At 66.0% G+C, this 25002-nt stretch carries 25 protein-coding genes; 16 read left to right on the forward strand and 9 right to left on the reverse strand.

Going from position 1 to position 25002, the window contains the following annotated elements; all coding sequences use genetic code 11:
* Positions 1 to 122: 122 nt before the first annotated feature.
* The 7 genes from EPN29_04465 (at position 123) to EPN29_04495 (ending at position 5932) form a co-directional block, all read left to right on the forward strand.
* A complete protein-coding gene (locus tag EPN29_04465) occupies positions 123 to 1223 on the forward strand; it encodes a type II secretion system F family protein (protein TAN33890.1) in 1101 nt (366 codons plus the stop codon).
* On the forward strand, positions 1223 to 1666 hold the full coding sequence (locus tag EPN29_04470) for a type II secretion system protein (protein ID TAN33891.1): 444 nt from the start codon (positions 1223 to 1225) through the stop codon (positions 1664 to 1666). Before EPN29_04465 ends, EPN29_04470 begins: the two co-directional genes overlap by 1 nt.
* Positions 1459 to 2205, forward strand: a complete 747-nt coding sequence (locus EPN29_04475) for a type II secretion system protein (GenBank protein ID TAN33892.1) — start codon at positions 1459 to 1461, stop codon at positions 2203 to 2205. Before EPN29_04470 ends, EPN29_04475 begins: the two co-directional genes overlap by 208 nt.
* On the forward strand, positions 2202 to 3842 hold the full coding sequence (locus EPN29_04480; protein ID TAN33893.1) for a hypothetical protein: 1641 nt from the start codon (positions 2202 to 2204) through the stop codon (positions 3840 to 3842). Before EPN29_04475 ends, EPN29_04480 begins: the two co-directional genes overlap by 4 nt.
* Before the next feature lie 3 nt (positions 3843 to 3845).
* Entirely contained in the window at positions 3846 to 4889 is a 1044-nt protein-coding gene (locus EPN29_04485) for a hypothetical protein (protein TAN33894.1), read from the forward strand.
* Positions 4890 to 5056: 167 nt separating this feature from the next.
* Entirely contained in the window at positions 5057 to 5470 is a 414-nt protein-coding gene (locus EPN29_04490; protein ID TAN33895.1) for a prepilin-type N-terminal cleavage/methylation domain-containing protein, read from the forward strand.
* A 12-nt stretch (positions 5471 to 5482) separates the two neighbouring features.
* On the forward strand, positions 5483 to 5932 hold the full coding sequence (locus EPN29_04495; protein ID TAN33896.1) for a prepilin peptidase: 450 nt from the start codon (positions 5483 to 5485) through the stop codon (positions 5930 to 5932).
* Between the two features lie 12 nt (positions 5933 to 5944).
* Here the strand turns inward: EPN29_04495 and EPN29_04500 are convergent, their stop codons facing one another.
* Complete coding sequence (locus tag EPN29_04500) at positions 5945 to 6997, reverse strand: PilT/PilU family type 4a pilus ATPase (GenBank protein ID TAN33897.1); 1053 nt, start codon at positions 6995 to 6997, stop codon at positions 5945 to 5947.
* Between the two features lie 157 nt (positions 6998 to 7154).
* Between EPN29_04500 and EPN29_04505 the strand changes: the two genes are divergently transcribed.
* The 5 genes from EPN29_04505 to EPN29_04525 all read left to right on the forward strand — a co-directional run bounded on the left by EPN29_04505 (position 7155) and on the right by EPN29_04525 (position 13565).
* Positions 7155 to 8495, forward strand: a complete 1341-nt coding sequence (locus tag EPN29_04505) for a glycosyltransferase (protein ID TAN33898.1) — start codon at positions 7155 to 7157, stop codon at positions 8493 to 8495.
* Entirely contained in the window at positions 8488 to 10686 is a 2199-nt protein-coding gene (locus EPN29_04510) for a hypothetical protein (protein TAN33899.1), read from the forward strand. Before EPN29_04505 ends, EPN29_04510 begins: the two co-directional genes overlap by 8 nt.
* Positions 10683 to 11771, forward strand: a complete 1089-nt coding sequence (locus EPN29_04515; protein TAN33900.1) for a hypothetical protein — start codon at positions 10683 to 10685, stop codon at positions 11769 to 11771. The genes EPN29_04510 and EPN29_04515 overlap by 4 nt, the downstream gene beginning before the upstream one ends.
* Positions 11771 to 12400 carry a hypothetical protein gene (locus tag EPN29_04520; GenBank protein ID TAN33901.1) on the forward strand — a complete coding sequence of 210 codons (630 nt, stop codon included), beginning with the start codon at positions 11771 to 11773 and terminating at the stop codon, positions 12398 to 12400. The genes EPN29_04515 and EPN29_04520 overlap by 1 nt, the downstream gene beginning before the upstream one ends.
* 166 nt (positions 12401 to 12566) lie before the next feature.
* Positions 12567 to 13565 carry a hypothetical protein gene (locus EPN29_04525; GenBank protein ID TAN33902.1) on the forward strand — a complete coding sequence of 333 codons (999 nt, stop codon included), beginning with the start codon at positions 12567 to 12569 and terminating at the stop codon, positions 13563 to 13565.
* Positions 13566 to 13853: 288 nt separating this feature from the next.
* Here the strand turns inward: EPN29_04525 and EPN29_04530 are convergent, their stop codons facing one another.
* Entirely contained in the window at positions 13854 to 14831 is a 978-nt protein-coding gene (locus EPN29_04530; GenBank protein ID TAN33903.1) for an NAD-dependent epimerase/dehydratase family protein, read from the reverse strand.
* Positions 14832 to 14998: 167 nt separating this feature from the next.
* A complete protein-coding gene (locus EPN29_04535; GenBank protein TAN33904.1) occupies positions 14999 to 15598 on the reverse strand; it encodes an SRPBCC family protein in 600 nt (199 codons plus the stop codon).
* Between EPN29_04535 and EPN29_04540 the strand changes: the two genes are divergently transcribed.
* Entirely contained in the window at positions 15599 to 16585 is a 987-nt protein-coding gene (locus EPN29_04540; protein ID TAN33905.1) for a hypothetical protein, read from the forward strand.
* On the opposite strand, the gene EPN29_04545 is transcribed toward EPN29_04540, so the two are convergent.
* Together EPN29_04545 and EPN29_04550 are read right to left on the reverse strand one after the other, a co-directional pair.
* Positions 16586 to 18052 carry a hypothetical protein gene (locus EPN29_04545; protein TAN33906.1) on the reverse strand — a complete coding sequence of 489 codons (1467 nt, stop codon included), beginning with the start codon at positions 18050 to 18052 and terminating at the stop codon, positions 16586 to 16588.
* 36 nt (positions 18053 to 18088) lie between these two features.
* Positions 18089 to 19612, reverse strand: coding sequence for a DUF4236 domain-containing protein (locus tag EPN29_04550; protein TAN33907.1), 1524 nt, complete (start codon positions 19610 to 19612; stop codon positions 18089 to 18091).
* A gap of 375 nt (positions 19613 to 19987) precedes the next feature.
* On the opposite strand from EPN29_04550, the gene EPN29_04555 reads away from it, so the two are divergent.
* Both EPN29_04555 and EPN29_04560 read left to right on the forward strand, forming a co-directional pair.
* A complete protein-coding gene (locus EPN29_04555) occupies positions 19988 to 21103 on the forward strand; it encodes an exo-alpha-sialidase (GenBank protein ID TAN33908.1) in 1116 nt (371 codons plus the stop codon).
* Positions 21100 to 21396, forward strand: a complete 297-nt coding sequence (locus tag EPN29_04560; GenBank protein ID TAN33909.1) for a hypothetical protein — start codon at positions 21100 to 21102, stop codon at positions 21394 to 21396. The genes EPN29_04555 and EPN29_04560 overlap by 4 nt, the downstream gene beginning before the upstream one ends.
* A gap of 71 nt (positions 21397 to 21467) precedes the next feature.
* Here the strand turns inward: EPN29_04560 and arsM are convergent, their stop codons facing one another.
* Positions 21468 to 22229: an arsenite methyltransferase gene (gene arsM / locus EPN29_04565; GenBank protein TAN33910.1), complete on the reverse strand. Its 762-nt coding sequence runs from the start codon at positions 22227 to 22229 to the stop codon at positions 21468 to 21470.
* Positions 22230 to 22308: 79 nt separating this feature from the next.
* Between arsM and EPN29_04570 the strand changes: the two genes are divergently transcribed.
* A complete protein-coding gene (locus EPN29_04570; protein ID TAN33911.1) occupies positions 22309 to 22662 on the forward strand; it encodes an ArsR family transcriptional regulator in 354 nt (117 codons plus the stop codon).
* Between the two features lie 19 nt (positions 22663 to 22681).
* On the opposite strand, the gene EPN29_04575 is transcribed toward EPN29_04570, so the two are convergent.
* The 3 genes from EPN29_04575 to EPN29_04585 form a co-directional block, all read right to left on the reverse strand.
* Positions 22682 to 23488, reverse strand: coding sequence for a DUF2182 domain-containing protein (locus EPN29_04575; protein TAN33912.1), 807 nt, complete (start codon positions 23486 to 23488; stop codon positions 22682 to 22684).
* A gap of 51 nt (positions 23489 to 23539) precedes the next feature.
* Positions 23540 to 24157: a DUF1326 domain-containing protein gene (locus EPN29_04580; protein ID TAN33913.1), complete on the reverse strand. Its 618-nt coding sequence runs from the start codon at positions 24155 to 24157 to the stop codon at positions 23540 to 23542.
* Positions 24158 to 24317: 160 nt separating this feature from the next.
* Entirely contained in the window at positions 24318 to 24926 is a 609-nt protein-coding gene (locus tag EPN29_04585; GenBank protein TAN33914.1) for a hypothetical protein, read from the reverse strand.
* Positions 24927 to 25002 lie beyond the last annotated feature (76 nt).

Raw genomic sequence — 25002 nt, forward strand, 5'->3', positions numbered from 1 at the left:
AGAGGACCATCGCCAGGTTCGCATACCGCGCATATTCCCCGCGCGGCACCCTCGAAGAGAAAGTCGCGACCGGCGACACGGCCGCAAGCGTCAATCGCGGCCTGAGCAACCGCGGCTTCCGGGTGGTTTCAGTGCGGCCGGCGACGAGCCGCCGGCGCTGGCTGTACCGATCGCTGCCCACCTTCTTTCGCGTACGGACCTCCGACCTCGTCCTGTTCTCGCGCCAGCTTGCAACCTTCATCCGGGTCGGTGTCCCGATCACCGATGCCCTCAAGCTGCTGCAGAGCTCGTCCGGCTCGGGCGCGTTCCGGGCCGCGCTCGAAGACATCGCTGACGACCTGGACGCCGGGGAGTCGCTGTCGACCGCGATCGCCCATCACCCCAACGTGTTCAACCAGCTCTACATCGACATGGTGCGCGCCGCGGAGTACAGCGGTACCCTCGACCGCGTTCTCGCCCAGGTGGCGGCGTACCTCCAGAGGCAGGACTCGGCCGTCAAGAAGCTGCGAAGCGCCCTCATCTATCCGGTTGTCATCCTCCTGCTGGCGATGGTCGTCTGCACCATCCTGGTCGTCTTCGTCCTCCCCAACTTCGTCCAGATCTTCAACGAGTTCCACGCCCAACTCCCTCTTCCCACCCGTATCACGCTGGCGGTCGGGGTCTTCGCCGGAACCTGGCGCATCGAGATCCTGGTCGGCTTGTTTCTCCTCATCGCCTCATGCACCGCCTTCATGAGCAGCCGCCCGGGCCACGTTTTCTGGGACCACGCCCTGCTTCGCCTGCCGGTGATCGGCAGCATCGTGACCTACAGCATCATCGAGCGCTTCACACGAACGCTGGCGACGATGCTTCGGGCGGGCATCCCGATCAGCCAGACCTTCGACGTCGCCACGGCGGCGGCCGGAAACATCCGCTTCCGCCGGGGTCTTGATGCCGTCAAGCAGCGCATGGTCACCGGCGACGGTTTCTCGGTGCCGCTTGAGGCGACCGGCCTCTTCGCCCCGATGGTGATCCGGATGATCCGCGTCGGCGAGGAAACCGGAACCCTCGACTCGAGCCTGGAACAGATCGCCGAGTTCCTCAGCGAAGAGATGGACTACAAGGTGCGCAACATGATCTCGCTGATCGAGCCCGCCCTGATCATCTCCGTCGGGGCGGCCGTCGGCTTCGTCGCCGTTTCCGTGATCCTCCCGATGTACGGGCTGCTCAAGGCCGTCCACTGATGGGTCGGTTCTTCAAGGACCGCCGGCACGCGCAGGCGGGCACGACTCTCATCGAGCTGCTGGTCAGCCTGACGATCATCGGCCTGGCCCTGGTCCTGGTCATCGGGACGTTCAGCACCGGGCTCCTCGACGCGACCCTGGTCAAGCGCAACACGGCGGTCGACGCCGTCCAGCAGTACGAGATGGACAAGATCAGCGCCAGCCCGTTCAACCCTTCCGCGCCGCCGTATTCGGAATGCTTTGCGACCGAGAACACGAACGCACCGCAACCGCTGGCCAGCTACCAGGGGTCATGCCCAGACAGCACGTTTGCGCTGCGCGCGGATGTCGCCTGGTCCCAGGGGTCGTCCGCCAGCATCCAGGTGTGGACGGTTGCCGTCGCCGCGTGGCCGAGCCAGGGACAGGTGGGCTCCAGCATCTCCGTGGTCAAGGTGAACCGGTGAGGCAGCTCCATCGGCATTCCTGGCGCAACCAGGACGGCTACACGTTGGTCGAGGTCATCATCGCCTCGGCGCTCGGTTTGGTCGTTATGACCGCCCTGACGTCCGTGGTCTTGACGACGTGGCGAGGGACACAGACGGCCGTCGGGCGGGTCGAGGCCAGCAGCGAGATCCGCAACCTCGAATACCGCGCCTATGACGACTTCGCGCGCAGCGGCATTCCCGGGCTGAGCGGCTGCGGCGATCAGCGCGCGAATGCGTGCACGACCTCGCCGATCGTGCTGATCGGCTGGCAGGTCAGCAACTCGGGCCCACCCGCTCCTTCCCCTTATCAGGTGACCTACCGGTGGGACGGCGCCGGGTTTCTCGACCGCCAGGTCGGCGGCAACCCTCCGGTCCACCTGGCGACCGACGTGACCGCGTTCTCCTGGTACCTGGACGGCACCGCGCCCAACCAGACCGTCGTCATCAACCTGACCGTGACCGTCCAGGGTTACGGCGAGTCGCAGACCATGCGTTTTTATCCGCGGGTGAACCCATGAAGGCGGTGCCGGCCGTGTTGCGAGACCGGCGGCGCTCACAGCGAGGCAGCGTGCTGAGCGGGGTTCTCATCATCGTCGCTTTCCTGTCGATCCTCGCGGGAGCCCTGATGACCGAGCTGACCACGAATTTCCTGATCTCGCGGACGCTTGTGAACCGCCTCGCCACCGAGGCGACCGTGAACTCGGCGGTCGAGCTGGCGTTCGACCAGCTCCAGAACGCCCCGCTGGGAAGCCCATGCCCGGCGCTGAGTCCCGTCAGCCTGAACGGCCGCACCGCCGCGGCCGCGTACCTCAGCTGTGCGCTGGTCGTCGACTCCAGATCACCGCAGTTCATCCGGATCGCCAGTTCGAGTCCGTTCACCATCGACGGGACCTACGTCTCGCTGAACGGCCGGCCCGAGTACCTTGTCGCCGACAGCAATGCAACGGTCTACGAATACAGCTTCGGTCGCTCCGTGCCGGGCTGGGCGATTCAGGTCGAAGGCACCCTCTCGGGGCCGCCGGCGGCGATGCTCGACGTCTACAACCCGCCCGGCATTCTGGACCTGGTGCCGACCATCGATTCCTCGGACGGGGATGCTGGCCCCGGCTGTGGGCCGCAGGGGTTCTGCGTCGCGGTGCTGGCGGAAAGCCCAGGCTCGGCTCCACAGCCGCAATGCTCCATGGCCTCCAATGCGAGGGTGGTGGGCAGGCCGGCCGCCGGTATCAGCTTTCCGGGCCTTGCCTTCTTCGGCGACGCCGGCGGGACGCTGTTCGCCTACGCACCCAACGATTGCGCCCTCCAGGACAGCTACGGGCCTTTGGGGCCGCCGATCGTCGCCGGCCCAGTGGTGTTGGCGGGGCCCAACGGCAAGAAATCAGCCAGTGACGAGATCTATGCCGTGGCCTCTGACGGGAGTTCGAGCCGGCTGCTTCACTTCACGTACGGACCGGGCAAGAATGGGGCCGGCCTGACCCTGGCTTCGAGCCTGCCCCTCCCCGGCCTCAACGCGGTCGGCATGGCAAGCGAACGCGGCTCTGTGCCGGCCCGGCTTGCGGTCACCTTCGCCGGCGGCCGGATCGTCGAAGTCCAGGTCAACGCCGACTTCAGCATGTCGGTCGCCGCCACCCAGAGCGTGCCGTCGAGCATCGCCGGCGCACCGTATTGGTGTCACTGCCCCGGAGCCGACCTGATCGGGGTCGGCGGCAACAACGGCCTGTACGTCTTCGACACCGGACTCAATGCCTACGGGACGTATCCCGCGACCGGCACCGCCATCAACACGGCGCCTGGCGCCGATTCGGCCGGAGACTGGTTCTTCGGCGCAGACGACGGCAACGTGTACGAGGTTCAGAGACCGGCCGGCCAGGCGGTGATGATCCTGGCGGCCAGATTCGGCAATTTGGGCGCCAGGGTCGGCAGCTCGCCGGTGGTCGGAGGCTGTCCGGCGGGGATCTGCATCTACCTCGCCACGCGCTTTGGCACTGCCTACCTCATCCCGCTGGACGCTCGAGACGCAGCGGTGACGGCCTGCCTGAGCGCGGCGCCTCCCGCTTGCTCCGGCGCCAACCCCCGGCTCTGGGCCCATGTCCAGGTCGGCGTCATGGGCAGCCCGCGAACCGTCCACGTGACGGGCTGGTCGTACTATTCGCCCTGACCCGTGCCGGCACCTGTGCCCCACCTGGCGATAGACCTCTCCGGTGGCCTGATCCGAATCGTCGACGGGGCGCTCGGCGGCCCCATGCGATGCGGTTCCGGCGGCACGCCGGCGGCTTCGGTGGTCGGGGGCAAGATCGTCGATGTCGCCGGTGTCGCTGGTGCCCTGAGGCAACTTCTCGCCCGAACCGAGATCCGGGAGGGGCGGGCGATGGTTGCGATCAGCGATGCCCTGGCCACGTTCAGGGTCCTCATGGTCCCGGCGACGACCACCGATTCGGGCGTCGACTCCGTGGTCGCGAGGGAGTTTCCCCTCGACCCCGAGCGCATGGGCACCAAGTGGGTCGACGTCCACAGCAACGCTGAGCGTCGCGTCATCTATGCGACGGCGTGGGACCGCCCGCTGATCAAGAACGTCACCGGCGTCATCAAGGCAGCGGGGCTGGAATCAGTCACCGTGGACCTCAAGTCAGCCTGCATCGCCAGGGCGGTGGCGGAACCCTCTTGCATCGTGGTGGACATGTCCTCGGATCCGGTTGAGATCTTCTTGATCGACGGTCACATACCCCGGGTCTGGCATTCATTCGAACTGACCGTGCCGATCGGCGAGGACGTCGCACCGGCACTGGCCCCCCAGCTGCGCACCGTGATCCGGTTCAACAGCCGCCGGCGCGACACCGAATTCGGACCGCGCTCGCCAATCCTGATCTCAGGCGAGCAGATGCCGTCTTCACAGGTGCTGACCGGCTTGTCCCAGCTCCTGGAACACCCGGTGGAACCGCTGCGCGCGCCCGCCCGAGTGCCTGACATCCGGTATGGCACCTACCTCACGTGCCTCGGGCTGCTGATGAGGAGGTCCCAGAGCACAGCCGCGGAGAAGCCGAGGCGCGCGGAGCGGACGGAACGCCGGCGACCCCTCGCCGAGATCAATCTGCTCACCGAGAGCCGATCCCGGCCGGTGATGGCACGCCGGGGCTGCTCACATCTGTTCGGGCTGCTGGCGGCGACGCTGGCCGTCACGATCGCCCTCTGGGCGGGACTCCACTAGAACCGTCTCGCCCCCGGTACCCAGCCGGCAGGGACCCGCGCCCAGCGCCGTGGGCCATTCCCTCTATTCAAGTTTGCGTGCGCCCCTCCTAGATTTCCAAGCGCGGACGCAATACGAATCGCCATCGCACCGCGCGGCGTCATGCGGCGCGGGAAGGAGCGAAGCCAATGCGTGCGGGTCGTCATGGGTGGTTGAGCAGGAACCTGCGCGGACGCAAGGGCCAGCAGGGTTTCACGCTCATCGAGCTTCTGGTCGTGGTCACGATCCTCGGCATCCTGGCCGCCATCGTCACCCTCAGCCTGGTCGGCCTGACGACCAACGCCAACGTTCAGTCCTGCAGGGCCGAGTACAAGACGGTGCAGGCCGCGCTGGACGCCTACATGGCCAACAACAACCTGGACACCGTTCCCGCGGCGACCGGCACCAAAGACATGACCCAGCCGGTTCCGCTCTTCAATGCCAACCCCTCGTCCACCTCGCCGAACTACACGCGCAACGGCACGACTCAGTTCGCTTACACCTGGGACACCCACGGCAAGATCACAGGGATATCCGGCCCCAGTGGGTGCACTCCTCTGTAAGGGTCGGAGCGGATGGCGTCGCCTCGAGGCGGCGCCCTTTCACCTCATGAAGAAAGCACCGTTGACGTGGCGGACGCCGCCCCGTTTCTGAGCGCCTACCTGATCCTCGTGGGGCTGGTCCTGGGCAGCTTCATCAACCTGGCCGCCGACCGGGTGCCCAGGGGGGAATCGATCGTGGGACCGCGGTCGCACTGCCGCGCCTGCGGCCGCCGGCTGAACGCCGTCGACCTGTTGCCGGTGATCGGCTACCTGATCCGGGGTGGGCGCTGCGCCACGTGCAGGGCTCCCATAGGCGTTTGGGCGCCGGTCGTCGAGATCGTGTCCGGAGCCTGCATGCTGGCCGCCATCGCCTGGCGGGGCCTGTGGCCGGGGGCCGTCGCCGGACTGGTACTCGTCGCGGTGTGGGGCTCGGTGGTCACGGCCCTGGCGCTGCGGAGGCGTGCCGCCGGCGGCACGCCCTGAACGCTGCACCGGCTATGAGGCGCGGATCTCGGCCGGGTAGAGCGAGTGGGTGCGCGCGTCGCGCTCGGTGATGACACCAGCTCGAATCAACTGGTTCAACGACCGCTCCAGCGTCTGGGAGCCGTCGCGCAGGCCGGTCTGGAGCACGCTGCGGATCTGGTCGATCTTGCCCTCTTTGATCATCGAGCGAACCGCCAGGTTGGCGACCAGGATCTCAAAGGCAGCGACGCGGCCCCCCCCCAGCACCCTGACCAGCTGCTGGTAGATGACACCGGCCAGACAACCGGCGAGCTGGACCCGGACCTGCTGCTGCTGAGCGCCGACGTAGCTGTCGACGATGCGATTGATCGCCTGGGGTGCGTCGTTGGTGTGCAGCGTGGCGAGGACGAGATGGCCGGTCTCAGCGATCGTCAGGGCGGCGGAAATGGTGTCGAGATCTCGCATCTCGCCGATCAAAACGACGTCGGGGTCCTCGCGAAAAACCCCCCGCAATCCTTCGGCAAAGGAGAGCGCGTCATCCCCCACCTGTCTCTGATCGATGATCGAGAGGCGGTGTTTGTGGATGTACTCGATCGGATCCTCGAAGGTGATGATGTGGTACGGGCGAGTCTTGTTGAGATGGTCCAGGATCGCGGCCTGGGTGGTCGACTTGCCGGCGCCGGTGGGACCGGTGACGAGGATCAGGCCCTGCCGCCGCTCGAGCAGGCGGTGGACTGACTCGGGCATTCCCAGCAGCTCGAAGCTGGGGATCTGCAGCGGAAGCAATCGGAACGCCGCGGCTAAAGAGTCCCGCTGGAAGTACGCGTTGGCGCGGACGCGGGCCTGGTCTCGCCACGTGAACGCGAAATCGACCTGACGCCGCTTTTGGAGCGTCCGCCAATCGGCCGGCTGCAGGATCCCCCGCAGCAGTCGCGCGACCTCCGACGGGACGAGAGGGGCGGCGTCAGGTTCGAAGAGCTCGAGCTCGCCGTCCTTACGGATCCTCGGCGGGCTCCCACAGCTGAGGAGCAGGTCTGATGCCTGCAACTGCAGAAGGCGTTCGATGGCACCTTCGACGGTTTCCACTCCAACCAAAGGTATGCGCAGACCGCCGGCGACTCTATAGGCCGCTCCTGGACCTGACGGTCAACAGCCCCATGCGCGCCGCACGGTTTGTCCCAGCGGAATCAGGACGTGCGCCTCATGCGACATCGGAAGGCCGCTCATACGATGGGTCGAGCCGATGGCCGAACACTTCGGACAAGCCCCGCGGCGCCGCCGGAGGCTGTGGATCCTCCTGTTTCTCGTGCCCGTGGAATTGATCCTCGCCTTCATCGTCCTCTTCCCTCACGAAGCGGCGCGCGTCGCTGGACCGCTGGGCGGATTGGACCAGGTTCGGCACCTCCTGCCGCTCGGCATCGTCGGCGTCCTCTCGTGGTCGGTGTGGATGATCCGCGTGACCCTCTCGAAGTTCTACCGCCCGGTGCCGGCGGGCTATCACACGACCACTTCGGTGGTCGTGCCCGCCTACCGCGAAGATCCCGAGATCCTGGAGCGCTGCCTGCGGTCATGGCTTGCGGAGGACCCCACCGAGGTGATCGTCGTCCCCGACGCCGAGGACACCGACGTCATCGCCCTGCTTCGAGAGGTCGCGTCCGCGGATCTCCGGTTGCGCGTGATCCCGTTCGCGCACGAGGGCAAGCGCTCAGCCCTCGGTGTGGGTATGCGAGCGGCGAAATCGGATGTGATCATCCTCACCGACTCCGACACGCAGTGGGAACGGGGCCTTCTGGATGCGATCCAGGCACCCTTCGCGGACCCCCAGGTCGGCGGCGTCGGGACCCGGCAGAACGTCTACATGCCGGAGACCAGCGTCTGGCGACGCATCGCCGACTGGATGATCGACATCCGCTACCTGGACTATGTGCCATCGCAAGGGCGGGCCGGCGCGGTGGCCTGCCTTTCCGGCCGCACGGCGGCCTACAGACGATCCGCTGTCATACCCATCCTCGGCCACATGGAACACGAGTTCTTTCTGGGCCGCCTGTGCGTCTCAGGTGATGACGGACGCCTGACCTGGTTGATGCTCGCCGCCGGCTACAGGACGGTGCATCAGTCGACCGCCCGCACCCTGTCGATGTTCCCCGACCGGCCATGGCCGTTCCTCAAGCAGAGACTCCGCTGGAGCCGCAACTCCTACCGCTGCTATTTGACCGCGATCTGGAAGGGCTGGCTGTGGAGACAGCCGCTCATCACGCAACTGACCGTGCTCCAGTTCATGTTCACGCCGCTGACCATGGGCATCGCGCTGGGCTATCTGGTGCATTGGATCTTCCACCCGCAGCAGTTCGTCGCCACGATCGCCCTGAGCTGGCTGTTGGGCGGCCGCGCGATCCGCGGCCTGTCACACCTTCGCCGCCGGCCGGGCGACATCTTCGTCCTGCCATTGGTCGCCCTGACGACGATCTTCATCGCGCTGGTCGTGAAGACCTTTGCCATCGTGACGATGAACCGTCAAGGCTGGCTGACCCGGCACAGCGAACTGATCGGCGGCGAGGCGCAGGGGGCGCTGACTCTTGGCTAAGCAGCGCCGCGGCCGGCTCGCGAGCGCGCTCGCGTTCCTGTTCATCGTCGGCGTCGCCGCGCTCCCCTTTGCAGTCCACGGCCAGGCCACGCCCCCATGGGTGCAGTCGTCTCAGCACACCTCCCCTGTCCCCATCTCAACCACCCCGCCCAGCGTGCCGCTGGCGCCCGTGGACCTTTCCTCAATCGCCACGCCCATCCAGCCGGATGATCCGCCGGTGTCGCCCCCGACGGTCGACCTGTCGCGCCAGGCGAGCCTGGTCGCGGGTGAGGACCTTCGACTCCGCACCCTGCTCCATCACATCGGCCGCCAGACCTATCCGGCCGTGGTGCCGGTCGGCGAGCAATTCGATGTGACGTCGGGTGTCATGAGGGCCGGGACACCGACCCTGGTCCTGCCCGGGCCCGCCAACTACACCATCGCCGACCTGGAGGCCACGGGGGCTGTGATCCCGCTCAGCCAGGGGGGATTCATACTCGTCGACAGCGTCCTTGTCGCCTCGGGCGCAACCCTGAAGCTGAGTAGCCCGGAGGTTCCACTGCTGCTCATGGACAGCTCGACCCAGGGATTCACCTCGCTCGTGACCTGGGGCGGGACCCTGACTCTGACCGGCGAGAGCGCTCAGGCGCCCCTGGTCATCATGGGCTGGGACCGGACAACCGATCTGCCGGCCACAGATCGCGGCTACGGGCGGCCGTACATCCGCGCGGTGGGCGGCCGCCTGGACATGAAGTACGTGCACGCCTCCTACCTCGGGTTCTGGAGCGGCCGCACCGGCGGAGTGGCGTGGACCGGGATCAGCAGCCGGGCTTCAACCGGAAGCGCCATCTCGTCGAGATTCATGTTCAACACGTACGGCGCCTTCGTCTCACGCGCCAGAGGCGTCGAGTTCACGGACGACCTGTTCGAGGGCAACGAGCTGGACGGGCTGCGGTTGCACCGCCTGACCGTCAGCTCATTGGTCAGCCGCAGCGCCTCCGCACGCAATGCCGGCAATGGCTTTGTCGTGAGCCGCGGGGCGACCAGCAACGTGCTGAAGGGCGACCTGGCGATCAACAACAGGGGCAATGGATTCCTGATCAACGGCCTGCCGCTGGTCAACGGTGCGTCACCCTCCGGCGGCAAGGCGGTCGCGTCGATGGGAACCGTGGTCGAAGACAGCGAGGCGGAGGCCAACGCGCGCACGGGGATCCTGGTCGAAGGCGGCAACGGGACCATCGTCCTGGACAACATCGTCTGTGGTCCTGTCACCGGTATCGCGGTGCGAGCTGGAGCGGCTCAGACCTGGGTGGTCGGGAACGATGTCCGCTGCGGCGGCCGGGTGGCGCTTTCGATCGGGCCCTCGGTGACCGGGACGACGGTGGACGGCAATGCACTCAGCAACGCCCGCATCGGACTCCTGATTCGGAATTCGCCGGGCATCCGGATTTTTGACAACCGGATCACGGGCGTGAGCGTGTTCGGGATCTCGGTGCGCGGGCTGTCGCAAGGGGTGGTCGGCAACGACAACGTCATCTCCGGACGCGGCTTCCAACCGATCGACACCCGGGGCGGAGCCGACGCTCCGATGATCACGGACACCAACCTGAGCGGCTGGCAGCACAGGTCGTCACTCAACTTCCTCGCCTCCTGGCGCTATCACCCACTGCTGACGGCGTGGCTGGTCATCCTTGCCGTGCTGGTCGTCTTCTCGCTGGGTATCCGCTTCCGGCGCCGGCCGGCGCGCCCATACACCTACGCGGTCCCCTGGCAACCGTCGGCACAGGTCGCGCGCGGGCCGCAACCGGCGGAGGTCGCGGCCGCGGTGGCCTACGTACCGGCTCCATGGCGTCCGGCGACCCAAGAGGCGCGGGAACCGGTGCGGCGCGCAGAGCCGGCCGCCGCGGCCAAGCCCGTGGTCCTATGGCAGCCGTTCGCGGTGCCGGCCGGCGCGGCGGCACAGACCGGCCGTCCCGAACAAGCCAACGGAGAGAAGGATGCGAACGGCCTGCCAAGCGCTCGAAGGCGCACGCAAGGGCGCGTCCGCAAGAATGCGGCGCGTGTGGAAGCGGCCGGCGGCCCGGCTTCGGCGCCATCGCCACCGGCGCCGGCCAAGCCCTCGGAGAGCCCGTTCTGGAAGTTGCTCGCGACCGGCACCTGGGCCGCCGGCCAGGAGGAGGATCGGCAAGCCGCCAAAGAAGCACCGACATGAGCGCTCGGGTTCGGAGATGGCTGATGCTGACCGCTGCCGGCCTGGCCCTCCTGGCGATCGGGGTCGGGTCAGGAGAGTTCCTGGCGAGGCGCCTCTCGCCATCGCCAGTCGCGACGCAGGCGATCTCGTCGTCTCCATCGCCCAGCCCATCGCCGCAGGCGGTGCCCTCTCCAACGCCGAGCCCGCTCGCCGGTTGTCCGGCGGGGCAGGCGGTCACGGACGCTCCGGGACTGACCCAAGCCTTGAAGGCCGCCAGGCCTGGAGCTGTGATCGTGCTGGCCGCCGGCACGTATGCCGGCCGATTCGAGGCGACGGTGACCGGCACGGCGGATGCTCCGATCACACTGTGCGGCTCGAGAGACGCCGTCATCGACGGCGGCGACATCAAGCTCGGGTACTCGTTGCACCTGAACTCGGTTGACTGGTGGCGGCTCATCGGTTTCACGATTCAGGGCGGCCAGAAGGGCGTGGTGACGGACCATGTCCACCACGTATTGATCTCAGGCCTGTACGTCCACGACGTGGGCGACGAGGCCATCCACCTCAGATCGGCCAGCACTGACAACACGATCGAAGGCGTGTTGATTCGCAACACGGGACACCTGGTGGCCAAGTTCGGCGAGGGCATCTACGTGGGCAGCGCGAACCACAACTGGTGCAAGTACAGTGGCTGCGGCCCCGACACGAGCGACCGCAACGTGGTCCGAAACAACGACATCTCCAACACGACGGCGGAGAACATCGACATCAAGGAAGGCACCACCGGGGGCACGATCGAGGGCAACCACCTGTCCGGCGAAGGCATGGTCAGATCCGCCGCCACGGCGTGGGTGAACGTCAAGGGCAACGGATGGACGATCGTCGGGAACGTCGGCCACCTCAGCCTGAAGGATGGCTTCCAGGTTCACCGCGTCTACGCCGGATGGGGGGAACGCAACCTCTTTCGAGCCAATCAAGCGGCGGTCGACGGGCCCGGCTACGGCATCTACGTGCAGAGCGCGTCGCTGGCCACGATCGTGATGTGCGACAACACCGCCACGGGCGCCGCCTCCGGCCTCTCCAACACCCCATGCAGGAACGCCTGATGGAGAGCCTGCGAAATCGGAGGCGCATGCGACAGGCGAGCGTCCTCGCCGGTCTGTTGGTGGGGGTGGCGGTGGTCCTGATCGCGAGCCGTCCCGCGGATCCATCCGCCCAGTACTTCCCGACCACCAGGCTGGTCGCCAATCCGGATGTCCCGGTCGATACGATCGACTCTTCGAAGATCGCGAAGGACACTCCGCCGCGGCAATTGCCCCACGGCCCGATCGCCCGGCCGAGACCCGATCTGACACCAGGTGCCGTCGCCGTGAAGGACGTCCTGTCCGTGTGCCGGATCGAAAAGAAGAGTCACGCCCTGTTCGCACCAGGCACGCTCAGCACGGTGATTCCGCCGGCGATCCAGCAGGCCGTCTTCAGTGCCTACAAGATCGAGCCGCGCCTGACCATGCAATACGGCCTCGACTTCCTCGTCCCGTTGCAACTGGGAGGCGCCAGCGTGACGTCAAACATCTGGCCCGTGCCGAGGACGGATCACGGTCTCGGCTTCCGCGAGAAGGAGATTCTCAACATCCGCATGCATGTGCTCGTGTGCCATGGCGAAATGCCTCTCGCGGAAGCTCAGAAAGAGATTGCGAGCGATTGGGTGACGCTGTGGATCAAGTACGGAGCCTGACGCTTTCGAGGACCCGAGACCGGCCGCCGCGCGGGAGCCCGGTACGGCCATTGGTTATGATCGGGCAAAGGAAGTAGCCCCGGCACTCGACTCTACGTCTGGGAGCTAATACAGGGCTCGCTTCTCGAATCACTCGGCTTTTGCCGATCAAGGAGGCTCCCAGACAATGCCAAGCATCCGCTTGCGCTTTGCCATGGCCATCGTCGCCATGGTGGCGCCCATACTGCTCGCCGGAGCCATCGCCGCTCCGATGGCATTCGCGTCCGACAGGTGTACGGATCCCTCGACCGACAACGACGTCGAGTACGCCGGCGACGTCGACAACTGGTGCACCGACCCGGCGGCCACGCCTCAGCCCAGCCCGGCGACCACGCCTCAGCCCAGCCCGGCGACCACGCCTCAGCCCAGCCCAACAGCCCTCCCACAGCCCAGCCCGACGCCAAGCTATGGACCGACCCCCTCCCCCCTACCGTCATCTCCGACGCCGTACGTGAGCGGATCGTTCCCGGTGGCGTACTTCGCTCCCGATCTCACGGGGCCAGCCACCCGTCAATTCACCAATCAGTTCATCGACCAGATTGGAAGCTATGTGGAGACGACTTACCCCGCCGGATCGAGCGCTCCCTCATCCGGGGTTCCCGGAGGCGCGCAGGCGAGGCTGCCGATGGCCGCCGGCCCGGTTGATGAGGCCACGCTGACCTACCAGCTTCGTTTTCCGGTCGGCACACAGTGGGTGAAGGGCGGCAAGCTCCCTGGGCTGTGCGGCGGCGCCTGCTGGACTGGGAGCAACAACGGCCCGGGCGGCTGGGCGGGCCGGTTCATGTGGCGGGCCGGGGGCGCGGGAGAAGTTCTCCTCAACGACGCGACCACAACCGGCTACGGCTCGGACCTCGGGCTGGGGAGCTGGTATTTCCAGGCCGATGGCCAATGGCACATCCTCAGCGAGCACGTGCGCATGAATACGCCCGGCATGCCTGACGGTTTCATCGACGTGACCTACGACGGCGTCCTGGTCGCACACCTGACCGGCATCACGTTCCGCACAGACTCCGCCACCCACATCGACAGCCTGATGTTCAGCACCTTCTACGGCGGGCATGACTCGACGTGGGCGCCGACCACCGTCCAGCACTTCGACTTCGCGGCCTTCCACGTCACGGCCTAGGGCCCAGGTCAACGAGGTGGGCTCCGTCGATGGGGTCCACCTCACCTCGACTTCGCAGCGTTCCGCTCAACCTGGAAGCTCGGCCGGCGGCGAAGAAACCGAGCAGCCAAGAAATTTCTGCCCGCGGCGGCAGCGAGCTCGCGCCCCTCACCCTGACCCTCTCCCCGCAGGGGAGAGGGGGGATTCTTCGCCCACCGACATCGCTTGTGGGCCTCCGGGCGCCACGCGCACGCCCTCTTCCCAGTCCTTCCGCCGCCGAGTGTCTCGCCTACTCGGGGATAGGCCAGGCTAGACCGCCACCACGGCGGCGCGGAATTCGCGCTCCCGGCGCGACAGCTGGTGGAACCACAACCACTGTTTGGCGAGCCCCTCGCGGAGCGAGACCCTGGGTTCCCAGAGCAGGTGCTGCCGGGCGAGATTGATCGAGGCACCGGTATGCCGGTGGTCTTCCGGTGCCGCCGGCAGATGGCGCAGCCGGACCTTGGCCCCGGTGATCTCCTCGAGCACCGACAGCACGGCGTTGACGGTCGCGCGGCTTCCACCGCCGATGTTGAGCACCTTGCCGACCACGTCAGCCGTGATCACCCGGGTGGTCGCCTCCACCGCGTCCGTCACGAATGTGAATTCACGAGTCTGCTCGCCATCGCCGTATACCTCGATCTCCTCGCCCAGCGTCAGCGCTCGCATGAAACGCGCAATCGCCATGTCGGGTCGCTGACGGGGGCCGTAGACGGTGAAGTACCGAAGAGACATTGCGGGCAGGCCGAAATTGCGCGCGTACAGGTGGACGAGATTCTCACCGGCGAGTTTCGTCACCCCATATGAGGAGAGTGGAAGCGGAACGCTTGATTCCTTGGTGGGGAGCCTCTCCGCATCGCCGTAGACCGACGAGCTGCCCGCGTAGACAAGGCGCCTGATCGAGCTTCCGACCAGTGCTTCAAGCAGCCGCTGGGTGGCGAGCACGTTGTCCCGCATGTAGTGGTCGAAGTGATTCCGGCGGCTGGCTCGAATTCCCGAGCGACTCGCCAGGTGAAACACGACATCGGCGCCGTCGAGCGCGTCACGGAGATCGTCGTCGACGAGATCCAGCTCATGGAACTTGAAGTTGCCAAAGTCGCGTGCGGCCTCCAGGTTCTGCTCCTTCAGCATGCGGGAGTAGTAGTCGCTGAAGCAATCGATGCCGACGACCTCGTGACCGTCCGCCAGCAGGCGGTCGGCGAGATGCGACCCGATGAAACCCGCCGCTCCGGTGACTACCGCGCGCATCGGATTGAGGCACGAGCTTGGCGGTGCATCGTGACGCGATCCTAGGTGGGCCGGCAGGCGGCGTCTACATGGCATTTGACCCACCGCCTGGGTCAAGATGCCGCCCACCGCAGGGACACCGGGCGCAGAAAACTCCACCGGCCGAGAGCCTTCTCGAGGACGCGGCGCTATCCGGTCGAGATCGCTCCCCGCGTCAGCGCCTTCTGCATGTTCTGAAGCAGGTGCTCGATCGTCTTCTCGTTCGTGCGCTCCAGCAGCAGCGCGTCGACGGCCTTGCCGATCGGGCCTCCCGCCATCTGGTAGTCGACGTCGACGTTCACTCGGGTCTGCTCGCCCTCCCGCTCAAAGCTCCAGGCGAAGGTGCCGTTCATCCCGCCCGCGAAGGCGCTGCGCAGGCGGTTGGGCCGCTGATACTCGGTGACCGTGAACTTTTCGTCGAAGGTCATGCCGAGCACCTTGTAGATGACGCGGAAGGAGTCGCCCAGCCGCTTCTCGGTCCTCACCAGGTCCGCCACGCGGTCGACGTTGGGAACGTAGGTGGGGAATCTCTCCGGGTCGTCGACGAAGTCGAAGACCTTCTCGATCGGCGCGTCGACGGTTGCGCGGTTGTGTATCTCGGCCATGGTCAATCCCTCCCAGCCGAAACCGATCCCGTGTGCGCCCGCCCAGCGTAGCAAAGCATGGGGCGGCTGTCCAACGGCCCCCCAGGCCCGGTCAATGCCGAAGGATTGACCGCAGCCGGCTCCGGCCTCAACCTGCTCAGGCATATGGAACGCCTGGACACCAGCGCTCCAGGGCAGGCGCTGGAATTCAGCATCTGGTCAGATCTCATCAAGCAGTCGCGGGGGGCTTTGCATGTCTTCCTACCTCTTCTCGATCGCGGGCTTGATGCAGTGATTCACCGGCTGACGGATGGGCAATACATCCCCGTCCAGGTCAAAGGTCGGGGGGAGATGGAAGAAGGGATGGTCGAGATCGTGGTTCGGGGCGACAGCCTCGTCGATGACCGCGCGCTGCTGATCGCCACCCTGCTGGACCCAATCCCCGGCCAGATGGATCTCGTGGTGGAGGAGGGCGTGTTCCGGGGTTTGGCCGCGCGGGACATGTCGAATGGGCACGAGGTCTTCTCGGCGGCGTTCAGCATGCACCCGACGGACAGGACCCACTGGCGACCTTACCTCCTGCCGCGCGAGCAGCTGGCCGAACGGATCCTCGGAGTGCCGGTCACGGAAGCCCTGGGCGCATTGGGCCATCGCCTGGAGCTGCCGCCGGCCGATCGTCACAACGCATGGCTCGGCTTTCTCGGGGAAGCCGAGGTCATCCGGCGCCTGGCCGAGAGCCCGCGCCTGGACCTGTTTCGTCCGTTTCCCGACCTCGAGATGGTCGAAGTCCTGGCGCGGGACAATGTGACCGGCAACTTCACCGGGCTGCAGGTGAAGACAGCCACACAAGCGGCCATTTACGGCGAGGCACACATCCACATTCGAAAGGCCACGCTGAGCCAGGCCGGGTCGACGTGGCTGATAGGGCTCGCGTGGCTGCAGGAACCGGGCCGGTTCGACGATGAGCTCCTGCTCATCCCTGCCGCGGATCTACCGCGGATCGCGGTTGATGACGGCAATGATCTGGTGATCAACTTCCATCCATCCAGCCCCGAACGAACGCGCTTGGATGCGTACCGACACCGAGTGGCCGCGATGGCGAACCTGATCGTCCAAACTTGCGCCGCAGCCGGATATGATCGCCCGGCCTGATCAGCTGATCAGCGGCAACTGGGCTGCTGGCTTGCGTGACCGGGCCTCTCGGCGCCGGGCGCGAAGTTGGAACGCCAGCAAGACCACCTCATTGACGCGCCGCTCGTAGTCGCCGACGCTCGCACCCTCAAGGGACTTGAAGACTTCGCGCGCTGCGGTCTCGAGCTGGTACCAGATGTCGCCCCCGCGCTTCAGGAAAAGCGGATGGCGCGAGTTGATCACGACCGTCGTGACCTCGTGCTCGATGACCGTCTGGCTGCGGATGGAAGGGTCGAGCGGGCGCACGACGACTTGCCCGAAGCCACGACGCTTCGGCTCGTTCTCCGCCGGCAACCGGGCCGGCGCTCGAATGCTCTCGGAATTGACGGGTTCGTGTCCGTTCGCTCGCGTCCCCGCCGCAACCTGGGCGCGGGCGGCCGCCAGGCCCGGGAACACCTCCTCGCGCTCGGCGAGCCTCAGCACCTGGCTGAGGAGGCGGCGGACCTGCTCAGCGGTCTTGAGAGCAGAGGCGGGAGGCGGTGCCAGCTCATCCTGGGCGAGTCGCTTGGCGATCGGCGCGAGCAGGAGGTGCATTCTTCGCTCCACGGCGACCCACTCCGGCCCGTCCCGGGCGAAGTCGCTCTTGTTCATGGTCAGCGGGACGCATGCCAAGTCGATCTCACCCACGAGGCGGGCCATGCCCGAGACCTGGACCGCATTGGGATGGCCGAAGAACTCGCCGCTCGAAATGAGCCGGCCAAGCTTGTAGCAGCGCAATCCGGGTACATAGTCGACACCGCGGCCTTCAGGCTCGGCGATCCCGTACCAACCTCTGAGCGTGGTGCCTGCGGCGTGAACGGCAAAGCGGTGCTCTTCCTGGAAGGTGATCGAAGGCGGTTCAACGCGGGCGCCGTTGATGGACATCTTCAGCTCGGCGCGAAGGATCAGCGGCCGGTAGGTGTCCCCGAGTCGAGCGCCGAGACGGCGAGGATCCAGACGCCTGTCGACGCCGTCGATGCGAATGCGGACATAACCCACCTCCGCCGGCACGCGCTTGGCCACCAACTTCAGCTCGTAGGTCTTGAGCTTGGAGCGGTCGCGGTAATCGGGATCGGCGAAGCGCCACGCGTTCGCATCGCCAGGCCGGCTGGCTTCGACGGTGAAGCCGCTGCCGAGGTGGCCGATCGCCGCTTTGCCGCCCTGACCGTACTGGCCGAGCAGCTTGCGGCCGCGCTTGGGCGATCCGCCCCAGCGCAGGTAGTTGCGCTCGAGCTCGGCCGGCCCCATCCCCTCCCCACCCCGAGTTTCGATGACGAAGTACGAGGGATGGACCTGAAGTACGACTTCGAGCGGGCTGCCCTTCAGGCGCGAGTCGATGGCGTTGTCGACCAGTTCCATGACCGCGTCGGCGGAAGAGCGGTAGTTGGCGAAGAGCGAGGCGGTGATAGCAGGGTCGATCCGCTCGCGGACGGTCACACGCTGTGCCATGCCAGTTGGAAATCTACCCGCCTCTTGATCTCCCTGTCACGTCGGTCGGCCGACGGAACCATCCCAGGCGGGAGCTTCGGTTAACCGCTTATCCAACCAAAGGTGCAATCCGAAGTTCGGAGCGTCAGCGGATCCGCCGCAGACCACTCCCGCCACCGTGCATTGACTTCGCGCCGCTCGGTCGAGCTGTGGCGAGAAGGTTGCCGCCACTTCACGAGCGAGGTAACCAATTTGCCGGCCATAGATCTCAGCTTTGACCGCATTTTGGTCCACCGGATTCTCCGGTTCCCGGACCAGGTCGACCGCAACGGGCTCCCAGTGTTGTCGCTTAGGGTCGATGGACCACCGAGCCAGAAAGATGTCTTGATGCCGGCTCTCGCCTCGGACGAGGTTGGCGGGGGAGTCCCACCCGCGCCAGAGTTTCTGCTTGATCCAATCAGGCGACACGTTCGCCGCGGCGAGCAGTGAATCGGGTTCTGCGGCTGCAATGGGAGCCGGAGACGTGGCGGGTGTAACCCGACCGGGTTCGGCCGGAGCCAGATTGGTCTCCCGGTGGTCCATCGGATACCAATCCGGATACGGCTTGGCCGGCGGGAGACCGTAAGTCCCGGACTCCATCGCAGCCTTGGTTGCCATCAAATCGGTGAACGCGGGATTGATGGCGTACAGGCGCTCGAGGTCGCCGATCGCATGCCTCCGATCGCCCGCCAGGTAGCGTCCAACGGCTCGCAGATAAAGGCACTGTTGAAGAGCTCCATCGAGATTGCGCATCTCGAGCGGCGCGAGGTCGATGAACGCCATGGCCTGGCTGGGCTGGCCTTTCATGAAGTATGCCATCGCCATCTGGCCGAGCACGGCTGCCTCGTCGCCATCCCCAGAAGAGCTGACGGCACGCATGTGTTCGAGGTGCGGAATGGCATCATCCGCGCGGCCCGCGGCCAGGAGGCTGGTCGCGTATCTCCGCTCGGCATCCCAATCGGGTTGAACCTGGAGGATGCCGGAGTAGGCTTCCGCTGAATCCTGCCAGCACTGATGGTCATAGAACCAGCTGGCGCACGAGCGCAACGTCTTGAGCCCATGGGGATCCACTTCCAACGCCTGGTTGAGCAGATCGACAGTCTTGATCGGTTCAGCGGTCTCGGCCCGCTTGATGATCCGTGAAGCTATGAACGCAGGCTGCCGCCTCCGATGCCAAATCCATGCGCCCGCCGCCATCGCGACGGGGATCATGACCAGGCCGTAGGTGACAACGGTCAGCATCAACAGCACCATGACGCCGATCGCGTACAGGCAGCCCTTGTAACTTGCCGATGTCGCGGGCGCCGAATAGGTCGAGTGGAGCGGGGCTGGCGGGCGCCGAATCCGGCGACCGCCGCCGGCTGTTTTCGTGTAGTAAATGCCGGTACCGGGTATTCCAACCGTGGCTCGCAGACGGCGGCGGCCGCCGATCGTTATGCCCGCCCCCCGTGTGCCGAAGCGGAGGCTGGGACCGGACAGGGATAGGTTCATGGTCACCCCTGGGACCAACTTCTTACGGCGGAACAAACGGAATCCGCTCATGCCCGAATCGCCTCCACGCCCAAAGGGTGCCGGTGGTTGGCCTCCGCCCACCTGAGGTGGCGCGGAAACTCCATCGCTGTATTCGTGATTAGTACCTGCCGGAGGATATCAACTGGCACCAGTCGACGGAAGTCGGTTGGCTACGCTTGCGGCCTGCGATTGACAAGCCCGCACGGTTAACGCCAGGTGAGACGCTGAGAGGTCCTGCCCACCGAGCGCGTGATTCTCGCCACCCGGCGCGAACCCTCCGTCGAGTGCAATGCTTTCGCGCCTCCTCGCTGTGCAATCTGAACGGTTGACTGACCCCCGGGAGGCCTCGACAATGGATCAGGAAACCGCGACCGCGGAAATCGCGACCGGGAAGGAGTGAGGCGAATGAGCAGAGTACGGTTGCTGGTCGGCACGCGGAAAGGTGCGTTCGTTCTGACCTCGGACGCCAGCCGGAAACGATGGGAAGTCGACGGCCCCCACTTCGCCGGCTGGGAGATCTACCACGTCAAAGGCTCACCGGCCAACCCCGAGCGGCTGTACGCATCCCAATCCAGCGGTTGGTTCGGTCAGGTCCTGCAGCGCTCGAACGATGGTGGCAAGAGCTGGGAGGCCGTCGGCAACCAGTTTTCGTATGACGGCACGCCGGGCAAGCACACCTGGTACGACGGTTCGCCACATCCCTGGGAGTTCAAGCGCGTTTGGCACCTCGAACCCTCGCTGAGCGACCCGGAAACCGTGTATGCGGGCGTCGAAGACGCCGCCCTGTTCAAGTCGAGCGACGGCGCTCAGACATGGAGCGAGCTGCCCGGCCTCCGTACACATCAAACAGCACCTGGCTGGGCGCCTGGCGCGGGCGGCCTTTGCCTGCACACCATCGTCATCGATCCGAGCAACGCGGAGCGGATGTTCATCGCCATCTCGTCCTCAGGGGTCTTCCGGACCGACGACGCCGGCCAGTCATGGCGACCCGCGAACCGCGGGTTGCGGTCCAACTACATTCCGGACCCCGATGCTGAGGTCGGCCATTGCGTCCATCGCATCGCCATGCATCCATCACGTCCCAACGTGCTGTTCATGCAGAAGCACTGGGACGTGATGCGGACCGACGACGCGGGAGAGTCATGGCGCGAGATCAGCGGTGACCTGCCCAGCGACTTCGGCTTTGTGATCGACGTGCACGCGAACGAGCCGGACACGATCTACGTCATCCCGATCAAGAGCGATTCCCAGCACTTCGTCCCCGACGGTAAGCTGCGCGTTTACCGCAGCCGCACCGGTGGCGACGAGTGGCAGGCTCTGACCAACGGTCTTCCGCAGAAGGACTGCTACGTCAACGTGCTGCGGGAGGCGATGGCGGTGGATTCCCTGGATCCCTGTGGCGTGTACTTCGGCACGAGCGGCGGCCAGGTCTATGCGTCCGCGAATGCGGGTGACACCTGGGCGCCCATCGTCCGCGACCTGCCTGCCGTGCTCTCCGTCGAAGTCCAGACGCTGGCGTGATACACGTCGTCCTGCCGGCGAATCTTCAAACGCTGGCCGGAGTCGGCCGCGTGGTCGAGTTGGAAGTCACCCCTCCGGTCACGCAGCGGTCGGTCCTCGACGCGCTGGAAGGCAACCACCCAGCGTTGCGCGGGACGATTCGAGACTCCGCGACGAAGCGGCGCCGGCCGATGTTGAGGTTCTTCGCGTGCGAGGAGGACTGGTCGGATGCTTCGCCAGACACGCCTCTTCCTGACGCGGTCGTGTCCGGCCAGGAGCCTTTCCTGATCATCGGTGCGATCGCCGGCGGCTGAGCCGGCAGGGCTTTGGTGCTCGTCCGGAAGGCGCGAGAAGAGGACGATCTCCGCTGGCTTCACGTCCACCCTCATGAGGGTTTCCTGGCCCGGATGTAGGCGCTTCCGATCTTGCCGTCAACGCCGGGCATCGACTCGGTGGCGTGGACCTGAAACTCGACGCCCTCGAATCCCGCGTCAACCAGCGCCCGCCGATACTCGTCGATCGGAATCGTGCCCGAGAGGCAACCTGCCCATGCGTCAAGGCTCTTCTTGACCGTCGGGTCCAGAGGCTCCAACTCGACCATGTCGGCGACGGCGAACAGACCACCAGGCCGCAGCATCCGGAAGGCCTCCCGGATCACCGCGCCCTTATCCTCAGCCAGGTTGATCACGCAGTTGGAGATCACCACATCGACCCATGCGTCTGGAAGCGGAACGTTCTCGATCGTTCCCTTGAGGAAGGTCGCATTGCTCACGCCGGCCTTCTCTTGGTTGGCGTTCGCCAGCGCCAGCATCTCATCGGTCATGTCGAGACCGTAGGCGTGGCCGAAGGGACCAACGCGGCGGGCTGAGATCAGGACGTCCAGCCCGGCGCCTGATCCGAGGTCGAGGACGATCTGTCCCGGTTCAAGTTGGGCCAGCAGGGTCGGATTGCCGCACCCGAGGCTGACCGACTCACTGAGCCCGACGTCCTTGAGATCGCCAGCCGGGTAAGACCCGCCGCAACCGCAATCCGGCCTATCAGACTGGCAACACCCCCCCACCGGCGCGGCTCCGGGAGTATCGATCACGGCGATCTGCCTGGCGACGTTGGCGTAGCGCGAGCGGACTGCTTCAGTGATTTCACCCATGGCGGCTCCTTCCATCGAATAGTGTCGATGGGTCGAATCCTAGCACGAGCCATCGAAGGCCGTCTATGGGTTGTGTATCATGGCTTCAATGGCTCTCAAGGAGCTTCCAGTCGTCCGGCAGCGGGGTGAGTGCTGCGCCCTGCCCAATGTCGACATGAGCTGGGCGGAGCAGACCGCGATTCTGATGAAAGCACTCGCCGACCCGACCCGATTGACCATGGTCGCCGCGCTCTTGAAGGCGAGGGCACCCATCTGCATCTGTGACTTCACCGCCGGCCTCGAGCTCAGCCAACCGACGATCTCCCACCACATGGCGAAGCTGAAGGACGCCGGCATGGTCGAAGCGAAAAAGGAAGGAATCTGGGTCTACTACCGCCTCCGCCACGACCTGACGCCGAGCACGCGGCGGCTGCTCAGCCAGCTGATCGCGTAATCCCGGCTTCTGCCTCTAATTACATGTGGCCGCCCGTAAAGGACTGCGGCATGCCGCCGGAGAGCCATCGCAAAAGCTCCGGAAATACGGCCACAGCGATGCCGAGGGTCAACACCGAGAGTCCAGCGACCCTGCTGACGCCGACCCCGTGTCGCCAGTTCTTCTCCAGCATGAAGACGACGGCGATGACGGCCATCCAGGCCAGGTTCATCAACCCGACGATGACCAGGACCGCCATGAGCGCCCAGCAGCATCCCAGACAGTAGAGTCCGTGCGAGACGCCTGCCCGGTAGGCGGCGGGCGAACCGCCGCCGAAGTCGTGCGTAAGGACGAAGCCGAGCGGTGTACGGCAGCCCTTGAGACAGAAGGTCTTCCAGGGCGTGAATTGATAGAGGCCCGCCAAAACGAGGGCAGCCCCCGCAGCCAGCCCAAGCCACTTTGGATTGAGGTCCGGCGCCATTGCTTGGAAAAAGAGCAGGCCGGCCAATGGAACGAACCCGATGGCGGTCCAGACAGATAGGTAGCCGGCGGCAAACACGATGCTCGGGAGGCTTCCCCCGCCGCGCTTGAGCACGACCATTCGGTGGGCGAGGACCATGGGCGCGACGGTGGGGAACATCATCGCCACCATCATCGTCAGCCACATGGCCATGAAGAGCGGCGCCGATAAGCCGCTCAGCGGCATCCCCGCGGCCTGGCGCCAGGTCAGGAGCCAGGCGGCGGCAGCGAGGCCGACCAGGATGGCGGCGGTCGTCAGAGTGGCACGCCGCGACAGCAAGGACATGGCCGATCGCGGAGTGTCGGTGGATGGCGTCCCAGCGAGCATCGCCTCCCCAGCTCGCGCCGACGCGATCCTATGCCTGCCCGCGAGACCCGGCTAAGCTCCGCCGCTCCAGTTGAAGGCGGAGAAGTGCCCGTTATTCTTGCCGCTGACGTCGTCCCAGTTCAAGCCGAACGCATGCAGGTGGCTATGCGTCGACCTCGCCAGAGCCAGTCGACTGTTGGAGGGATGGCCGACGTTGTCGATGTATATCGGCTCACTCTGGTTGGCGCCAGGCACGCCCTCGTTGGCCTGATCCAGCAGCTCTCCCGCCTTGGCTGAGGTGCTCATGCCGTTGGTGTGGATCTCGATTGGGCGCTGCTCCACCCCCAACACCTTGCCGATCAGAGGCGCCAGGTTGGCAATCGGACCGCCCTCTGACCCGGTGGCAATCTTGCTGAGGGCGTCGACCTGCTTGGAGGAAGCGCCGGCATCGACGATCAGCCCGACGGACCAGTTGCCCTCACCCATCACGCTCGGGGTGTAGCCGGCAATCACGAACGAGCGCCCCTCCAGCTTCACGTCGCCATAATTGCCGCGATCGATCCTGTAAGCCAGAGCGAAGTAGCAGTCGCCATTCGTCGGACGCGCCCCGAAACCAGAGGTCGGGCAGGGGCAAAGGAAATCGCAGCTGCAGGTCTCCATGTAGTTCCCCTCAATCCGCCATTGCGTCATCCTCGGTTCCCTCCTGTGTGAGAACAGATCGGATCTCGCGCCGGATCGCCTGGTGGTGGCGCCGGTGCGCCTCGCGGCCGCGCACACACCCAGTGCGAACGCTGGACACTAATTTAGACCTCCAGCCACGTTTTGAGGGCGGGTCGGTGAAGCTCGCGGATCAGCTGCCGGCCGCCGGAGCCCCGTCACCCGGTTGGCGGCCGAAAGCACCAGAGCCGGTTGAGCACGTTCCATTCGCCCTTGGAGGCGTGATCGTCAAGGCGGTCGCCTGGATTGCGCCGGAGGCATCTGGGGATCCGGCAGCGCGCAGGCACTGGCCGACCTGAAGGGAAGCCGCGGTCGCCGCGGAGCTCAGACTCATATTGGCAACGGTCGGGACCGTGAGTGTCTCGCTGGCGTTGGTGGGCGTCAACACGGTGACGGAGGTGCCGCTGACCGTGGTGACCTCCCCGCTCACAAGGCTCACATCGGCCTGGGCACTCGGGGCCGGCCGCGGGCTTGGGCTTGGTCGGGCGCTGGCGCCAGGAGCTGGACTGAATATTGATCGTCCGGTGGCACAGCCGTTCGGGCCCCTGGGCGCCAGCCGCACCGATGTCGCCGTGACCAGCCCAGACGGGTCTTTCGTGCCCATGGCGACGATGCACTCGCCGGGCGTGATGTCGCCCAGGGTGGCCGTCGAGGTCTTGGTCATCCTCGTGGTGTTCGAAAGCACGACTGTGATGTCACCGCCGGCCCCGGCGAGGATGAGGGTCTGGCCGTTGATCTGCACCAACCGGCCCGTGGGTGGTCGCTGGGACCAAGCGTTGGCTGGGGGGCTGAGGGGGTCTGAACGATCGCGCCTCCAC

Source organism: bacterium, assembly GCA_004299235.1.
In the GTDB taxonomy this organism is placed as follows: domain Bacteria; phylum Chloroflexota; class Dormibacteria; order Dormibacterales; family Dormibacteraceae; genus SCQL01.